Source organism: Streptomyces rubradiris, from assembly GCF_016860525.1.
Lineage (GTDB): Bacteria > Actinomycetota > Actinomycetes > Streptomycetales > Streptomycetaceae > Streptomyces > Streptomyces rubradiris.
This window is the reverse complement of the sequence record NZ_BNEA01000005.1, coordinates 9,985-25,642: the sequence shown is the minus strand read 5'-3', so window position 1 is coordinate 25,642 and position 15,658 is coordinate 9,985. Positions and strand designations below refer to the sequence as shown.

The following is a 15,658-nucleotide window of genomic DNA, read 5'->3' as shown; positions in this document are numbered from 1 at the left end:
TGGGTCAGCTCCCTTGCGGTCCGGAAGACCACGACGGTCCCCGAAAGATGGTCGAAGGCGTTCCGTACGGGCGACGGAGCGGGTGCCTCCCCGGCCCGTCATGACGTGGTACCGGCCGCGCGCCGGACGGCGGGCGCGGCCTCGGCCGTGCCCGCCATGGCGCTGAAGCGGCGGTGCAGGACGGCGACGATCAGGACGACGGCCACGGCCGCGCAGGTCCCGGCCACGAACGTCAGGGCTCCGTGCCCCGCCCCGATGAGCCACAGGCCCGCCGCCACCGCGAGGGATTCGGACACGCCCCACACGAAGGTCAGGGAGCCGACCGCGAGGCTGGTCCGCCCGCCGGAGACGTTCACGGCCAGCGTCTGGTAGACGGGGCCGTAGAGCATCTCGCCGACGGAGATGGCGACCACGGCCAGGGCCATCAGCGCCATGCCGCCCTCGGGGGCGACGAGCAGTGCCGTGCCCGCCCCGAGCGTCAGGTTGGCGGCCGCGATGAGCGCCGGTTCGCCGGCCCCGCGCGCCCACCGGGTCACCAGGGACTGCAGCACCACGATGGTGACGCTGGCGAAGGCGAACAGCAGACCGATGTTGCGCGCCCCGAGGCTGGGCTCCGCGTAGACGGCGAACACTCCGTAGAACTGCGCGTAGGTCACGTGGGTCAGGAAGTTGACCCCGAGCAGGAGGAACATGCCGCGTCGCCGGGCCGGGAGGGTGTCCGGCGCGGTCGCCGGTGCCTCGGCGGCGGGTGCGCGCCCCGGTCTCAGGCGGGCCGCCAGCAGACCCGCGAGCACGGCGAAGCCGATCGGGGCCAGCACGTACAGCCGGCCCGTGGCGGCGTAGGCCAGCGAGGAGACGAACGGGGCGAGGCCGCCCGCGGCGTTCAGTGCGACGTTCTCGTAGGAGAAGGCCCTGCGGATCTCCCCCGGGCCGAACTGGCGCACTATCAGGGTGAGTTGCGCGAGGGTGGCGAGGGAGCCGGCCAGCCCGAAGGCCGCCGACACCAGCGTCCAGCCCACCAGGGACCGGACGGTCAGCAGCGCCATCGCGCACATCACGGCCGCCGCCGCCGCCATCGCGAGCTGTGAGCCGACGATGGCACGGCGCTCGCCGCCCGGTGGCAGGACGCGGACGAACGCCAGCGAGCCGAGCCGGTTGGCCAGCACCGCGGCGCCGGTGATCAGCCCGCAGTCCGCGGCCGAGAACAGCTTCTGGTCCAGCAGCCACACGGTGAAGAACGGGTACAGCACTCCCCAGGTGCTGTAGGTGAGGAAGCGGACGGCGTAGATCGCCCAGCCGCCGGGCGGGGCGCCGCGCACACCGGTCATGACGGTGCGACCCAGGCCGCCGGGCGCGGGCCGTCGGGGGTGTGCACCACGACGCCCTCGATGTCCCGGGTCACGTCGTCGGCGAACCCGGTGAGCATGCCGATCCAGGCGGAGTCGCCGGTGCCCACGGGGCCGACGCGTCCGCCGTCCGGCACGACCCGGGTGTGGAAGCAGCGCCCGCCCTCCGGCACGGACACCGAGGTGATCCGTCCGCCGCCCTCGAGGCCGTAGTAGTACGACAGGGTGGCCCTGCCGCTGCCCAGGGGACGGTAGGCGGGTTCCGGGCTCGTGCCGGCGGCCGGCAGGCCCAGGGTCAGCACATGGGCGAGGATCTCGACCGGGTCCAGGCCGTGGGAGAGCGCGAGCTGCTCGACGACGGCGCCGCCGCCGAGGCGTCCGGCGTTGGCGTCGATGAGGTACGGCTGTCCGTCCTGGAGCAGGAACTCGCAGTGGAAGTAGCCCTGGCCGAAACCGGAGCGCTCGACGAGCGCCGTGACGGCCGCCTTGCACCGCTCCTGGGCGTCGCGCGGCAGCCGCCGGTCGGCCGGGAGCAGGTTGCTCACCTCGGTCCAGGCGATGCGCCCGCGCTGGGAGAAGTCGATGAACACGATCCGGCCGTCGGAGACGTACCCCTCCAGGCTGAACAGCGGGCCGCGGATGTCCGCCTGCAGCACCCACGAGCGGGTGGGGTCCTGCGGCAGGCTGCTGGCGGCCAGCGCGTCCCGCACGTCGGCGGGCCGGGCGCCCCGCGGCAGCCGTGTCGCGCCGCGTCCGCCGGCCTGCTCGGCCGGCTTGAGGACGTAGCCGTCGGGCACCGGGCCGAGGGCGGCCGGGTCGACGGCCAGCCGGGCCGCCTCGGCGCCGGTGAAGCGCACGGTGGGCGGGCTGAACTCCGGTATGAGAGCGGCGACTTCGTCCTTGGCGGCCAGCCGTACGGCGACCGGTTCCGGGCCGTGCAGGTCGTAGGTGGCGGCGATCTCCGCGATGAGCGGGAACTTCTCGTCGTACAGGCCGGTGACGGCGAACGCCCCCTCGGTGACCGACGGGTGGTCGGCCAGCGCGCGCAGCACCGCGGAACGGTCCTGGATGTTCACCGGGAGGCAGGCGCAGTCGCGCAGGCTGTGCGCGGACCGGCCGGTGAACGCGTCGGGGTCCGCCAGGAAGACGGGCTCGAATCCCGCCGAACGCAGCGCCTGGGGCACGTACTTGGCGCTCGTCGCATTGACTCCGATAAGGATGATTTTCTTCATGTCGGCCTTTCTTCCTGTTGCCGGGCCTTGGCGGACACCGTGGCCGTACCGCCAGGGGGCTCCGGGGAGTGGGGGGTGTGTGTGCCGTCGGCGAGCCGGCGGGCGGCGCCCGCCCCGCGCGGCGCGTGCCACGGCCGCCCCGGGACGGGAGAGCCGCGGGCGCCGCGGGCCTGCCGGGGCTTCGGGGGCCTGTGCCGGGGACCGGTCCGGACCGCTGCGTGCCGCACCAGGGGCGCGCCGCCGGTGAGCCGGCCGGCCACCGCCGTGCGGGTCTCGCGGGTCCGCGGCCCGCGGCCGGCCGGGCCGGAGGGGAAGCGGTGTGCCGTGCCGCGGGTCCGTCCGGCCGCGGACGTCCCCTCACCCGCTCCCGGCGCCGGAGCGGGGCACGGTGCGGTCCGCCGGGCATCGCGACGACGGCGGGCCGGCTGCCGGGCGGGCCGGGGGCCGTCGCGCGCCGGCCGTGGCCGAGGGGGCCCGGCGTCATGGGAGTCGGAGCCGAGGACACCGTCGGCGTCCCTCCTGTCGTCGGCGGGTCCGGCCCGGGGGCGCCCAGGACCCTAGGGCACCGCGGACGGCGGGACCGGCGGCGCTACGACTTCCGTGACATGTCACCGTGCCCAAAGGCACATCCGGGCGCCCGGTGGCGGGCCGGGCCCCGCGCCGCGCGGGGCGGACACCGGTGTCCTGCCGGGCGGGGGGGGGAAGCCGGCCGCCGCCCCGGCGGTCACCGAGGCGGCGGCCGGCTTTTCGGCGCACCGCCGTCTCAGCGGGTGCCGGGGCGCCGTGCCAGGCCCAGCAGCAGCAGCGCGCACAGGCTCGCGAGGACGGCGACCGCCGTGAGCACCGTGCCCACCGCGAGCTGCTCGAAGAGCAGCCCGGCCACGCCGTAGGCGACCGGGCTCGCGACGAAGACGACGGCGCCGAACACCGGGACCACGTGCGGGCGCAGGTGCTCCGGCGGCCGCAGCGTCATCAGGGCCACGGCGGGCGCGGTCACCCCGGGCAGGAACATGCAGCCGGCCGCCACCGTCAGCGCCAGCGTCGTCACCGGCTGGTCCCACGGCAGGAACCACAGCAGGAGCGCCGCACCGAGGCCGCCCGCCGCCGCCAGCCGGACGGGCGGGACCCGGCGGGCGATCCGGGCGACCGCGACGGTGCCCAGCGCCGTGCCACCGCCCCACGCCGCCAGCAGCCAGCCGGCCACGTGCGGGTCGGCGTCGTAGCGGGTCCTGGCCAGGACGGGCAGGGCGAGCATCACGACGGGCATGAGCGTGCCGTACCCGAGCACGGCGAGCGACATCGTGCGCAGCACCGGATCCCGGACCAGATACCGCACGCCCTCCGCCATGTTGTGCGCCGGCGGCGCCTGCGGGGCCGGCGCCCGGCGGGGCAGCCCGGTCAGCAGCGCGGCCGACACGGCGAAGGAGACCGCGTCGAGCCACAGCACGTCGAGCGCGTCGAACCGGGCGATCAGGAACCCGGCGATCGCCGGGCCGACCAGCCGCGCCGTCGACGTCGCCGTCTCGAACAGGGCGTTGCCGGCGGTGACCAGGCCCTCGTCGGAGCCGATGGTCTCGGTCAGCAGCATGCGCTGCGCGGACAGATAGGCCGACGCGACACAGCCGAACAGGGCCACGATCACCGCCAGCGCCCAGAACGGCAGCATGTCCGCGAGGTACAGCGCGGGCACCGCGGCCGACAGCGCCGCGTTGCACACATCTCCGACGACCGTCACGCGGCGGGCGCCCCAGCGGGCCACCAGCAGTCCCGCCGGCATGCTCAGCAGCGGCACCGGCAGGATCTGGATGAGGAACACCAGGCCCATGCGCGCCGGTGAGCCACTGGTCGTCAGCACGAACCAGGGCAGGGCGAGCGTCGTCATCTGGGTGCCGACGGAGGAGATGAACTCCGCGGCGACGACCCTGCGGAACTGCCCGCTCCGCAGGGGCGATCGCGGCACCGCCGTCGCGGTCGTCACCGGTTCGTCCGCGCCGCGGCCGCCCGCAGCGCGGCCGGGCGCATGTCGCTCCAGTGGGACTCGACGTAGTCGACGCAGGCGTTGCGGGTGTCCGGGCCGAACACCGGCGTCCAGCCCGCGGGGACCGCGATGTCCTGCGGCCAGAGGCTGTGCTGCTGTTCGGCGTTGACCAGAACCTGGTAGACGCCGTCGGGATCGTCGAACGGGTTAGCCATCGTGCCCTCCTGCTCGCCGCGGCCGCTCACCACGTCACCGGCAGCCGGTGCACGCCGTAGACGGCCATGTCGGAGCGCATCGGGATCTCGTCCGGGTTCCCGGCGATGCGCAGCTCCGGGAAGCGCCGCAGCAGGGCGGTGTAGCCGATGCGCAGCTCCAGACGGGCCAGCTGCTGCCCGAGGCACTGGTGGATGCCGTGGCTGAAGGTGAGGTGGCCGTGTCCGCCCCGGGTGACGTCCAGGCGGTCCGGGTCGGCGAACTGCTCGGGGTCGCGGTTCGCGGTGGGCAGGTGGATCAGCACCGTCTCCCCCTTGCGCAGGGTCACCCCGTCGATCTCGACGTCCTCGGTGGGGGTGCGCTGCACGCCCACGTGGACGACGGTGAGGTAGCGCAGCAGTTCCTCGACGGCGTTCTCGATCAGCGACTCGTCCGCGCGCAGCAGGGCCATCTGACCGGGGTTGTCCAGCAGCGCGTAGGTACCGAGCGAGAGCATGCTGGCGGTGGTCTCGTGCCCGGCGACCAGCAGCAGCAGGGTGGCGCCGATGGACTCCTGCAGGGTGATGTCGTCCCCGGCCACCAGCACGCTCAGCACGTCGTCGTCCGGTTCGGCCTGCTTGCGCAGCAGCAGCTCGCCGGTGAGGTCGACGAGGTCCTTCAGCGCGGCCTGTGCCTCCTGCGGGTCGACGTCCAGGCGCAGCAGGTTCTCCGAGTCGCCCACGAACCGGTCCCGGTCGCCGACCGGCACGCCGAGCAGCTCGCAGATCACCTGCGAGGACACCGGCACGGCGTAGTCGGCGACCAGGTCCGCGGGCGGTCCCTTGCGCAGCATCGCGTCGGCGTACTGCGCGGTGATCTCCTCGATCCGCGCGGCGAGCAGCCGCATGCGGCGCAGCGTGAACTGGCCGGCCAGGCGCCGCCGGAAGCGGGTGTGGTCCGGCGGGTCCATGTGCTCGAACAGGCCCGGGATGTCCGCCTCCAGGTCCGACGGGCGGTCGGAGGGGAACGCCAGGTGCTTGTGCGAGGCGGCGGAGCTGAACCGCTTGTCGGACAGGATCTGCCGGCCCTGCCGGTACCCGGTGACGAGCCATCCCTCGTATCCGTCGGGGAAGGTCATCCGGGCGATCGGGCCCTCGGTGCGCAGCACCCGGGGCGGGTCGAACGGCGCTTCCCGGTGGGTGGGCAGCCCGTTGGTGACGGCGTGTGTGATGTCGGTCATCTTCTCTACTCCTGTTCGGCCCGCACGCGCGCGCGCAGCTGGGAGACCGTCAGCTCGGGCTCGGTGGCCACGAGTTCCAGGACCCGGGGCCACTGGCGGACGATGGCGCCCATGACGGCCGGCTCTATGTAGTCCGGCGAGTACACCCACAGGCCGTGGAGTTCGCCCTCGACCTCGCGGGCCACCAGGTAGAGGTCGAGGTTGTGCGGCTCGATGGCGGTGATCAGCTCCGGGAGCGGGGTCACGTCGCCGACCCGGGCGCCCAGCGGCGTCACCTCCAGCCCCTCCAGGGTGAGCGTCCGGGTGGGCACGCCGAGCAGGTTCAGCATCACGCGCAGGGGCAGCTGGTTGCCGTCGCCGACGACGCCGTCGTGCACGAGCGCGCGCACCGGGACGTTCTGGTGGGAGTACGCGTCCAGCTCGCCCCGCAGGACCCGCTGGACCAGTTCGCGGAAGGGGGGATCGTCCGCCATCCGCGAGCGGTTGAGGATGATGTTGATGAACGGGCCGACCATCGTCTTGGTCTCCGGCCGTTCGCGGCCGGCCAGCGGGTGGCTGACGGCGATGTCCGTCGCGCCCGAGTAGCTGTGCAGCAGCACGTGGAACGCCGACATCAGCATCATGAACAGGGTCACGCCCTCGCGGCGGGCGGCCTCCTTCACCGCCGTCATGACCTCGGCGCCGACCACGACACTGTGGCTGAAGCCCTCGATGAAGTCGTCGAGCTGGTGCTCGGGCGCCTCGAAGTCGAGTGTGCGGGCCGCGCCGTCCAGCTCCCTGCGCCAGTGGGCGATGTGCTCGTCGAGCGCGCCACTGGCCAGCAGTCCCTGTTCCCAGGCCGCGTAGTCCAGGTGCTGGACCGGCACGTCGGGCAGCTGCGGGCGCCGGCCGGCCGCGTGGGCCGCGTACAGCTGCGACAGTTCGTCGAAGACCACGAGGAAGCCCCAGTGGTCCACCAGGATGTGGTGGGCGACGAGGACCAGGGCGTGTTCCCGGTCGGCGAGCCGCACGAGCAGGGCCCGCACCAGGTTCCCGTCCTCGATGCGGAACGGCCGCCTGGTCTGCTCGGTGAGGATCTCCCGCAGCCGTTCCTGCCGCGTCTCGTCCTCACCGGCCCGCAGGTCGGCGGTCTCCAGCGGCCACTCGGGCCGGCCGTCGGCGAACTGCAGGGTCGCGGAGCCGCGCTGGACATAGCGGGTGCGCAGGATGTCGTGTCGGCGCACCAGGTCGTTCAGGGAGCGGCGCAGCGCGGCGGTGTCCAGCTCGCCGCGCACCCGGTAGGCGGTGATGACGGCGTGGTGCGCGTGGTTGGGGCCGACCGGCTGGAGCAGGAACTCCAGCTGCCCGAAGGACAGCCCGGTGCCGTGGCTGTGGTCGGCCCTGGGGATCGTGGCGCCCAGCAGGTCGGCGGCGCCGACGGCCGCGGCGTGGCGGTCGTCGCCGTCGGGCAGCCGCACCGTGCCGTCCTCCACCGCGCCGGCGCACCGGGTCAGGGCGCGCAGCGCCTCGAACCAGGCCTGGCCCAGTTCCCGGACCTCGTCCTCGGTGAGCAGCGCACCCGCCCAGCTCCAGTGGGCCACCAGCCGCGGGCCGTCCGGGCCGTCCTGGGTGACGGCGTTGACCTGGAGCGGGTGGGACGGCGGCAGCGCGCCGGCGGTGCCGGGCGCGGTGTCGTCGCGCAGCGGCAGCCAGGGCCGCTCCTCGTCGGTGACGGGCACCCGGCCGAGGTAGTTGAACAGCACCTGCGGTGCGGGCAGTTCCGCGAGCCGCGGCGCGTTCTGCGGGTCGAGGTAGCGCAGTACTCCGTAGCCGAGGCCGTTCGCCGGGAGCGCCCGCAGGTGCGCCGAGGTCTGCGCGACGGCGTCCGCCAGTGCACCGCCCGCCCCGGTGACCACGTCCCAGGGCAGCGCCGCGCAGTCCAGGCGTACGGGGTGAACGCTGGTGAACCAGCCCACCGTGCGGGACAGGTCGGCGCCGTCGACCAGGTGCTCGTGCCTGCCGTGGCTCTCGATGTCCAGCACCACCGGGCCGCCCGTGCGGCCGTGGCGGTGTTCGCGCCACCGGCCGAGGGCGAGTCCGAAGGCGGTCAGCAGCAGGTCCTGGATGCCGCGGCGGAACACCGAGGGCACCTGTCCGACCAGCGGCGCGGTGTCCTCGGCCGGCAGGGTCAGCGTCAGCCGCCCCTCGGTGCCGGCGACGTCCCGGCCGGTGTCCGGTGCCCCGGCCAGCAGCGGCTCGGTGTCCCGCAGGACGTCCTGCCACACCGGCAGTTCGGCGCGGTGCCGGGTGATGCCCTCCTCGCCGGCCACCCGTCGTGCCCAGCCGCGCAGGGATGTCCCCACCGGCGCGAGGAGCGGTTCGCGTCCCGCGCTCACCGCCTCCCAGGCGACGGCGATGTCGGACAGCAGGATCCGCCAGGACACGCCGTCGACGGCGAAGTGGTGCACGGCCAGCAGCAGCCGGCCCGGCCTGCCCGGCCCGGCGTCGAACCACACCGGCTGGAGCATCGCGCCCTTCGCCGGGTCGAGCCGCCGCTTGGCCGCGGCCGTCTCCTCGGCGATCAGTGCCCGCGCGTCCGCGTCCGCCAGCGTGCTGGTGTCCACGCGGCGCAGGAGGTCGGCGACCCGCGGCGTGCCGGGCTCGTCGGCGTGCAGCGACCACTGTCCGCCGGGCCCGGCCACCAGCCGTGTGCGCAGTGCGTCGTGCCGGTCGACGACCGCCTGGAGCGTCGCGGTCAGCCGGTCCTCGTCCACGCCGGCCGGCAGGCCGACGGTCGCGGACAGGTCGAAGCCGACCACCGATCCGCCCAGTTGCCGCTGCCGTTCCATGACGGGCAGCAGGGGGATCTCACCGGTGCCGATGTCCGTGACGCGCGCCGCGGCGTCCTCGCCGGCCGGCCGCGCCACCCGGGCGATGCCCTCCACCGTCTGGTGGGTGAACACGTCCCGGACGGTGAACACCAGGCCGGCCGTGCGGGACTGGGCGACCAGCTGGGTGGCCTGGATGCTGTCCCCGCCCAGGTCGAAGAAGCCGGTCTCGGCGCCGACCTCGGGCAGCCCGAGCACGTCGGCGAACACGGCGGCGAGGGTCTGTTCGACCGGGGTGCGCGCCGCACGGGAGACGGTGCCGGCGCCGAGGTCCGGGGCGGGCAGCGCACGGCGGTCGAGCTTGCCGTTGCCGGTCATCGGGAACGCGTCGAGGACCGTCACCACGACCGGCACCATGTACTGCGGCAGTCGCTCGGCCACGTACGAGCGCAGCTCGGCGGGTTCGGCGTGGGCGCCGTCGGCCAGCACGGCGTAGCCGACGAGGTCCTTGCCGCCGGAGGGCTTGGTGTGCACCACCACGGCGGCGTCCGCCACGGCCGGGTGCGCGCCGAGCACGTTCTCGATCTCGCCCGGCTCGATGCGGAAGCCGCGGATCTTGACCTGGTCGTCGGTCCGGCCCAGGTACTCGAGCCGCCCGTCGGCGCACCAGCGCACCAGGTCACCGGTGCGGTACATGCGCTCGCCCGGTGCGCCGTACGGGCAGCCGACGAAGCGCTGGGCGGTCAGGCCGGGCTGGGCGACGTAGCCGCGGGCCAGGCCCGCTCCGGCGAGGTACAGCTCGCCGGGGACGCCGACCGGCACCGGGCGCAGCCGCTCGTCGAGGACGTAGGCGCGGGTGTCGTCCATGGGGGTGCCGATCGGCACGGTGCCGCCGGTGACCTCGCGGGTGCGGTGCAGCACGGCGAACGTCGTCGTCTCGGTGGGGCCGTAGCCGTTGGTCAGCACCGTACGCGGCCACGCGGCCAGCGCCCGGGCGACCACGGGGGGCGACAGCGCCTCGCCGCCGGCCATCACCTCGTGCATCCCGGCCAGCGCCGCGGGGTCGCGTTCGACCAGCAGGTTGAAGAGCGCGGCCGTGAAGAAGGCCGCGGTGACCCGGTGGTCGCGGATGGTGCGCACCAGCACGTCCGGGTCGAGTTCCCCGGGGGGTGCGACGACCACCTGGCCGCCGGACAGCAGCGGCACCCACAGCTCGTAGGTGGAGGCGTCGAACGCGGTCGGAGCGTGCATCAGGACGCGGGTGTGGTTTCCGCCGCGCCACATGTGGTCGGCGGCGAGGCTCGCCACGTTCCGGTGGGTGACGGCCACGCCCTTGGGGCGCCCCGTGGAACCGGAGGTGAACATGATGTAGGCGAGCCGGTCCGGCCCGCCCGCGGCCGGCGGGACGGCGGCGTCCGGTGCGCCGGCGTCTCCTCCGGCGGCCACGTCGAGGACGCGCACCCCGTCGGCGGCCGGGGGCTCCAGCGCGTCCCCGTCCACCAGGAGCAGGTCCGCCCCGGTCTCGGCCATGATCAGCCGCATGCGGGAGGCGGGGTAGCGGGGGTCCAGCGGCACGTACACACCGCCGGCCTTGAGCACGGCCAGGATGGCCACGGGCACCCGTACGGAGCGCTGCATCAGCAGGCACACCGCGTCCTCGCCGCCGTCGGCGCCGATGCCCCGCTCGCGCAGCCGCGCGGCGAGCCGGTCCGACGCCGCGGACAGCTCGCGGTAGGTCAGCCGTTCGTCGCCGCAGGAGACCGCGACCGCGTCCGGGGTGCGGGCCGCCTGTGCCTCGAACAGCTCGGGCAGCCCGGCCGCCGGCGCCTCGGGGGCCGTACCGTTCCACTCCCGCAGCACGCGGTGCCGCTCGGCGGGGGTGAGCAGGTCGACGTCGCCGACCGGCTGGTCCGGGTCGGCGATCATCGCCAGCACCACCTGGCGCAGCCTGCGCAGCATGGTGCGTACGGTCTCCGGGTCGAAGACGTCGGCGTTGTACTCGATGCCGCCCTCGATGCCGGCCGGTGTGCCGTCGGCCGTGAGGCGCTCGTGCGCCAGCAGGACCAGGTCCATCCGCGCGGTGCCGGTGCTCCTGACCACCGGCGCCGCCTCGACGCCGGGCAGGTCGAGGGTCTCGTCGGTCACGGTCTGCCAGGACAGCATGACCTGCACGAGCGGGTGGTGGGACATCGAGCGGGCCGGCCGCAGGCTGTCCACGAGGGACTCGAAGGGGATGTCCTGGTGCGCGAGCGCGTCGAGGGTGCGCTCGCGCACCGCGGCGAGCAGTTCCCGGAACGTCTGGCGGTCCGACACGCGGGTGCGCAGCACGAGGGTGTTGGTGAAGAAGCCGATCAGGTTCTCGGTGGCCGGGTCGTCGCGTCCCGCGGTGGCCACGCCGACGGGGATGTCGGAGCCGGCGCCGAGGCGGCTGAGCAACACCGCCAGCGCCGCGTCGAGCACCATGAACATGCTGACATCGCAGCCGCGGGCCAGCCGGGCCAGTCCCTCGTGCAGGTCCGTGTCCCACTGGAAGGTGAGGGTGTCGCCCTGGTGGGAGGCCTCGGCCGGGTGGGGGCGGTCGACGGGCAGGGCGATCCGCTCCGGCAGGCCGTCCAGCGCGCCGCGCCAGTAGTCGAGCTGGCGCGACCAGACGCTCTCGGGGTCGTCCTGCGCTCCGAGGTACTGCCGCTGCCACAGCGCGTAGTCGGCGTACTGCGCGGGCAGCGGCGCCCACTCGGGGGCCCGGCCGGCCAGCCGGGCCCGGTACGCGGTGGCCAGGTCCAGCCGCAGCGGGGCCAGCGACCAGCCGTCGGCCGCGATGTGGTGGACGACGACGGCCAGGACGTGGACGTCGTCGCCGACCTCGAACAGCTCCGCGTGCAGCGGGATCTCCCGGGCCAGGTCGAAGGCGTGCCGGACCGCGGCGGTCACCGCCTCGTCCAGGCCGGCCTCGTCGACCCGGGTCACCGGCAGCGCGGGGCGCGCCTCGTCGGGGTGCAGGATCTGCTGGCAGGCCGCCGCGCCGGTGTCGGGGAAGACGGTGCGCAGCGCCTCGTGGCGGGCGACGACGTCGGCGAGGGCGGCGCGCAGGCAGTCCACGTCCAGGGTGCCGGTCAGGCGCAGCACCACCGGCAGGTTGTAGGTGGGCGAGGGGCCTTCCATCTGGTGCAGGAACCACAGCCGGCGCTGGGCGAAGGACAGCGGCAGCGGGTCGGGGCGGGTCATGGGGGTCAGCGCGGGCCGCGTCCCGCCGTCGCCCCGGCGCAGCAGCTCGGCCAGTTCGGCCACGGTCTGCTTCTCGAACAGGGCGCGTACCGGCAGCTCGACGCCGAGCGTGGCGCGGATCCGCGCCACCAGCCGGGTGGCGAGCAGCGAATGCCCGCCGAGGGCGAAGAAGCCGTCGTCGATGCCCACCCGGGAGACGTTCAGCACCTGGGCGAACAGGTCGCACAGGGCCTCTTCCCCGGCATCGCGGGGCGCGACGTAGGCCGCCGTCCGGGTCTCCTGCCCCTCCGGGGCGGGCAGCGCGCCGCGGTCGGTCTTGCCGCTGGGGGTCAGCGGCAGCGCGTCGAGGAACACGAAGGAGGCCGGGACCATGTAGCCGGGGAGCTTCTCGGCCAGCGCCACGCGCAGCAGGCGGCGCAGCTCCTCGGTCGCCCCGGTCGCCCGGTCCGGCACCACGTAGGCGACGAGGCGCTGGTCGCCCGGCTGGTCCTCGCGGACCACGACGACCGAGTCCTTCACCTGTTCCTGGCACATCAGCACCGACTCGATCTCGCCCAGCTCGATCCGGTAGCCGCGCAGTTTGACCTGGTGGTCCAGCCTGCCGAGGTAGTCGATGGTGCCGTCCACCCGGCGCCGTACCAGGTCGCCGGTGCGGTACAGGCGGTCGGCGAGGGAGGAGTCGAAGGGGTTGGGGATGAACTGCCGGGCCGTCAGCTCCGGCCGGTTGATGTAGCCGCGCGCGAGGCCGGCGCCGCCGATGCACAGTTCACCGGGGACGCCCGGCGGCACCGGGCGGCCCTCGGCGTCGAGGATGTGCACCTCGGTGTTGGCGATCGGGCGGCCGATGGTGATCGTGTCGTCCACGATCCGGGTGCCCAGGGAGTAGATCGTGGTCTCGCTGGGGCCGTACATGTTCCACAGCTCCACCCCCTTGGCCAGCAGTCGCCGCGCCAGGTCGGGGGGCAGGGCCTCGCCGCAGATCAGTCCGCGCAGTCCCGGACGTCCCGGCCAGCCGGCGTCGAGCAGCATCCGCCAGGTCGAGGGGGTGGCCTGCATCATGGTGGCGCCGCTGGCGGCCATCTCCTCGGCGAGCAGCTTGCCGTCGGTGGCCACCTCGCGGGTGGCGAGCACCACGCGGGCGCCCTCCACGAGCGGCAGCAGCAGTTCCAGCGTGGCGATGTCGAACGACAGCGTGGTGACCGCGAGCAGGCTGTCGCCGGCGTCGATGCCCGGCCACTGCTTCATCGCCCAGAAGAGGTTGCGCAGCGCCCGGTGGGGCAGCTGCACCCCCTTGGGGCGGCCGGTCGAGCCCGAGGTGTAGATGACGTAGGCGAGGTCCTCGCCGCCGACCGGTGTGTCGAGGGGCTCGGCCGACTCGGCGGCGAGTTCCTCGCGCAGCTCGTCCACGCACAGTGTCGTGGCCCCCGAGCGCGGCAGGCCCGGCGCCACCGAACTCTGGGTGATCATGACGGGCAGCCCGGCGTCCTCGATCATGAACGCGATGCGGTCGCCGGGGAGTTTGGGGTCGACCGGCACATAGGCGCCGCCCGCCTTCAGCACGGCCAGCACGGCGACGACCATGTCGAGCGAGCGCTCCAGGCAGATCCCGACCATGACGTCACGTCCGACCCCGAGGGCGCGCAGTCTGCGGGCCAGCCGGTTGGCGGAGGCGTCGAGCTGGGCGTAGGTGAGCGTGACGCCCTGGCAGTAGACGGCCTCGGCGTCGGGCCGCAGCGTCGCCTGCCGTTCGACGCGCTGGTGCGTCAGCAGCTGGTCGGGCCACTCGTGGCGGGTGTCGGCCCGCTCCCGGTACTGCGCCCGCTGCTCCTCCTCGGTCAGCAGCGCGACGTCCAGAATCCGCTGGCCGGGGTCGGCGAGCAGGTTGTCGAGGAGCACCCGCAGATGGCCGCCCATGCGGTCGATCGTGGCCGCGTCGAACAGCTCGGTGTTGTACTCGAACCAGCCGCTCAGCTCGTCGCCCTCCTCGAACACCTGCAGTTCGAGGTCGAAGCGCGCGGTGGAGCTCTCGGTCTCCATGAGTTCCATGCGCAGCCCGCCGGCGCCGAACTCGGGTACGGGGATGTTCTGGTAGACGAAGGAGACCTGGAACAGGGGCGAGCGCGACAGGTCGCGGTCCGGGCGCAGTTCCTCCACCAGCCGCTCGAAGGGCACCTCCTGGTGGGCGAAGGCCTCGAGGACGGTGCCGCGCACCCGGCCGAGCAGCTCGGTGAAGGCCGGGTTGCCGGAGACGTCGTTGCGGAGCGCGAGGGTGTTGACGAAGTAGCCGATGAGCTGCTCGACCTGGGACTGTCCGCGGTTGGCCACGGGCACCCCGACGACGATGTCCTCCTGCCTGCTGTAGCGGTGCAGCAGCGCGACATAGGCGGCGAGCAGCGTCATGAACGGGGTGGTGCCGGTGCGCCGGCTCAGCTCGCGCACGCCGCTCATCACCGACGCGGGCAGGCGGAAGGGCCGGGAGGCGCCGGCCGAGCCGAGCACCGCGGGCCGGGGCCGGTCGGTGGGGAGTTCGAGGATGGGCGCGGCGCCCGCGAGGGTCTTCTTCCAGTACTCCAGTTCGGCCGCGAAGCCCGGTCCGGTCAGCTGCTTGCGCTGCCAGGCCGCGTAGTCGGCGTACTGGACGGAGAGCTTCGGCAGTTCGGCGCCGGCGCCGGTCAGGTAGCCCTCGTACAGGGCGGCCAGTTCACCGAAGAGCACCGACGTCGACCACAGGTCGGCGACGATGTGGTGCATGGTGAGCAGCAGCACATGCTCGTCGGGGGCCAGGCGCAGGAACTTCATCCGCATCAGCGGCCCGGTGCCCAGGTCGAAGGGGCGGGTGAACTCCTGGCGGGCCAGCTCCTTGACGCCCGCCTCGCCGTCGGGGCCGGACAGGTGCGCGCAGTCGACGACGGTCAGCTCCAGCTCGCCGGTCTCGTGCACGACCTGTACGGGCTCGCCGCCGTCGGTCTCCTCGAAGGTGGTACGCAGCGACTCGTGCCGGCGCACGATCTCGTTGAGGCTGCGGCGCCACAGCTCCACGTCGAGGGGGCCGCGCACGCGCACGGCCGCCGGGATGTTGTAGGCGGCGCTGCCCGGGTTGAGCTGGTCCAGGAACCACATGCGCTGCTGGGGGAACGACGTGGCGAACCGCCGCTCGCGCGCCGGCGGCCGGGGGGCGTTCTTGCTCCGCAACCGCTCTGCCAGCAGCACGCGCTTCTGCTCCGGCGTGAGGCTGGTCAGGTCGATGTCGGTCATGCGCCAGTCTCCTGATCGTTGGTCTTCGCGGCGAGGAGTTCGTCGGCCTGTGCTGTCGCCCCGGCAGGTCGCGGGTGCCGTCGCTCGCGCCGTGGCCGTCCCCGCGGGGCGCGGGCGGGTTCCGCGCCGCGGGCAGCGGACAGGGCTGGTCCGGCTGGGGGTTGAGGCGGGTACGGGCGAGTGCCTGCGAGACGGCGAGCCGCCGGGGTGGCGGCCACGCTCGGCCGTCCGCCCGGAGCTGCACCTGTCTGTCTACCGACCGGTGCACGCGCTGTCCATGTTCGCCGCCTGCGGCGCGTTCCGCACCGTGCGGCCGGACGCGGCCGGCCCGCCCCGGCAGGACGGCCGTCCTGCCCGGCACGGTGAACCGGCCGCGCGGCACG

6 protein-coding genes are annotated in these 15,658 nt (G+C 74.1%); all 6 read right to left on the bottom strand.

From position 1 onward, the window contains the following. Positions 1-98 precede the first annotated feature (98 nt). The 6 genes from Srubr_RS09085 to Srubr_RS09060 all read right to left on the bottom strand — a co-directional run bounded on the left by Srubr_RS09085 (position 99) and on the right by Srubr_RS09060 (position 15,275). Entirely contained in the window at positions 99-1,328 is a 1,230-nt protein-coding gene (locus Srubr_RS09085) for an MFS transporter (protein WP_189997939.1), read from the bottom strand. Continuing rightward, complete coding sequence (locus tag Srubr_RS09080) at positions 1,325-2,578, bottom strand: ATP-grasp domain-containing protein (RefSeq protein WP_189997940.1); 1,254 nt, start codon at positions 2,576-2,578, stop codon at positions 1,325-1,327. The genes Srubr_RS09085 and Srubr_RS09080 overlap by 4 nt, the downstream gene beginning before the upstream one ends. A 763-nt stretch (positions 2,579-3,341) precedes the next feature. Next, a complete protein-coding gene (locus Srubr_RS09075; RefSeq protein ID WP_189997941.1) occupies positions 3,342-4,556 on the bottom strand; it encodes an MFS transporter in 1,215 nt (404 codons plus the stop codon). After that, on the bottom strand, positions 4,553-4,771 hold the full coding sequence (locus Srubr_RS09070) for an MbtH family protein (protein ID WP_189997942.1): 219 nt from the start codon (positions 4,769-4,771) through the stop codon (positions 4,553-4,555). The genes Srubr_RS09075 and Srubr_RS09070 overlap by 4 nt, the downstream gene beginning before the upstream one ends. A 26-nt stretch (positions 4,772-4,797) precedes the next feature. Next, positions 4,798-5,988: a cytochrome P450 gene (locus Srubr_RS09065; RefSeq protein ID WP_189997943.1), complete on the bottom strand. Its 1,191-nt coding sequence runs from the start codon at positions 5,986-5,988 to the stop codon at positions 4,798-4,800. Positions 5,989-5,993: 5 nt separating this feature from the next. After that, the gene (locus Srubr_RS09060) at positions 5,994-15,275 is read right to left on the bottom strand and encodes a non-ribosomal peptide synthetase (RefSeq protein ID WP_189997944.1); all 9,282 of its coding nucleotides are present in this window, start codon (positions 15,273-15,275) and stop codon (positions 5,994-5,996) included. Between the last annotated feature and the right edge of the window lie 383 nt (positions 15,276-15,658).